The sequence below is a fragment of the Aeromonas sp. ASNIH8 genome (assembly GCF_002919855.1).
Taxonomy (GTDB): domain Bacteria; phylum Pseudomonadota; class Gammaproteobacteria; order Enterobacterales; family Aeromonadaceae; genus Aeromonas; species Aeromonas caviae.
The window spans coordinates 1-1,744 of record NZ_PQLN01000206.1 but is presented as its reverse complement, the minus strand read 5'-3'; the positions used below and the strand labels follow the sequence as shown (position 1 = coordinate 1,744).

Sequence of the window (1,744 nt, the reverse complement as noted above, 5' to 3'; positions counted from 1 at the left end):
AGTGACTGCTCCCCGCCGCAAGCGGCGAGGCTTCCCACTTCTTAGGCCGCTACTGCCGAATTGGCAGATTAACGCTGGCCTCCATGGGTAGAAACGACGTGTCCCGCCGCCTTTAATTCCAATATGCCTTGTTGCTGGATATTCATGGCCGCGTTAATGTCGCGGTCATGCCCTGCCCCACACGCTGGACATACCCACTGCCGCTGATGCAACGGCATGTCCGGCATCTTGTGGCCGCAATCGCTACACAGTTTCGAGCTGGCAAACCACTGATCAAGTTTGATTAGGTGGCGACCCGCCGCTTGTGCCTTGTACTCCAGCTTCATGATGAAACCATGCCAACCAGCATCGCCAATGGCGCGGGCCAGTTTGTGATTTTTCATCATGTTCGCTGATTTCAATGTCTCCACGATGACCGCTTGGTTTTCGTCAACCATCGTGTGAGAGAGTTTGTGCTGAAAATCGGCGCGGGCATTGGCTACCCGTTCGTGCAGGGCGGCCAGTTGCCGTCTTGCCTTGCCACGGTTGGCGCTGCCCTTTTTCTTGCGAGACAGTGCCTTTTGCTTGCGTCGTAGATTGCGACTGGCGTTGATAAGGTGGCGTGGATTGGCAATCTTTTTGCCGCTCGACTCAATGAGGTAGTGGGACAGCCCCATATCACAGCCAGTCACGTCCGTGATGAAGGTGGGCTTGGCGGGAGCCTCGCAGCCATCCTCGCAAAGGATGGAAGCATAGTATTTCCCTGTCGGGCCACGGCTGACTGTGATGCTGGATACCACGCCGATAATATCTCGATGAATGACCGCCCTGATGGGCGTCATCTTCGGCAACTGGATAGCCGCTGTGAGCACCTTTCCGTTGGGGTGATAGCTGGATTGCCTGCCCCGTTTGCTCTTGAAGGTAGGCATTCGTGCCTTGAGCTTGGGATTGAAGAAGTTGGCGAATGCCTTGTCGAGATTAATCACCGCTTGCTGCAAGGCGAGTGAATCGTACTCCTTTAGCCAGCCGTATTTGCGCGATTTTTTCGCCACTGCGAGCATGGGTTTCAGGTCGCGTTTCGGTTTCAGTGAAATCCCGTGACGCTTGAACATGTGTCGTTGAATATGAAGGGCCTTGTTGTACGCGAACCGCACCGCGCCGAACTGGGCATTCAAGAATGCCGCTTGTTCGTCGGTCGGATAAATGCGTACTTTCGTTGCTCTTCTCAAAGTCACCGCTCGCTACTAGGATACCCATACAGTATGACTTTTAACGGAGTATTGCAAGTGAGTGTGCATCATGATGATTTGACTAGGTATCTGCGGAGGCGTCACTCCGTCAGCAAGCTAGTTGTGCATTTAATCTTCACCACGAAGTACCGCCGCAAACTGCTTGATGGCACCATGATCGAGCAGATGCGCGGCGCATTTTTATCTGCGGCAGAGAAGTTGGAGATCGACATTCTGGAGATGGATGGCGAAGCCGATCACGTTCATCTGCTCGTAGCCTATCCACCGAAGTTGGCCGTCAGTGTGTTGGTCAATAATTTGAAGTCGATCAGTAGCCGCCAGATCCGCATATTGAATACGCACCTACGAAAGCAAAGTAATAGCGGGCTCCTGTGGTCGCGCTCTTACTTTGCTTGCAGTGCTGGCGGGGCCACTATCGAAACGCTCAAGGCGTATGTGGCCTCGCAGAACACACCAGATTAGCTCCCCTTATATCCCCGCCCGATTGGGCGAGGGTTTACGGGGCAGTTGCTAAG

At 53.9% G+C, this 1,744-nt stretch carries 2 protein-coding genes; one reads left to right on the top strand and one right to left on the bottom strand.

The window, feature by feature from the left end; translation table 11 throughout:
- Window positions 1–68: 68 nt before the first annotated feature.
- Window positions 69–1,208 (bottom strand): RNA-guided endonuclease TnpB family protein, encoded by a 1,140-nt coding sequence (locus C3418_RS23445; RefSeq protein WP_041206863.1) that lies wholly within the window; start codon window positions 1,206–1,208, stop codon window positions 69–71.
- Between the two features lie 57 nt (window positions 1,209–1,265).
- Between C3418_RS23445 and tnpA the strand changes: the two genes are divergently transcribed.
- Window positions 1,266–1,691, top strand: coding sequence for an IS200/IS605-like element ISAeme8 family transposase (tnpA, locus tag C3418_RS23440; RefSeq protein WP_041205574.1), 426 nt, complete (start codon window positions 1,266–1,268; stop codon window positions 1,689–1,691).
- The last annotated feature ends 53 nt before the right edge of the window (window positions 1,692–1,744 follow it).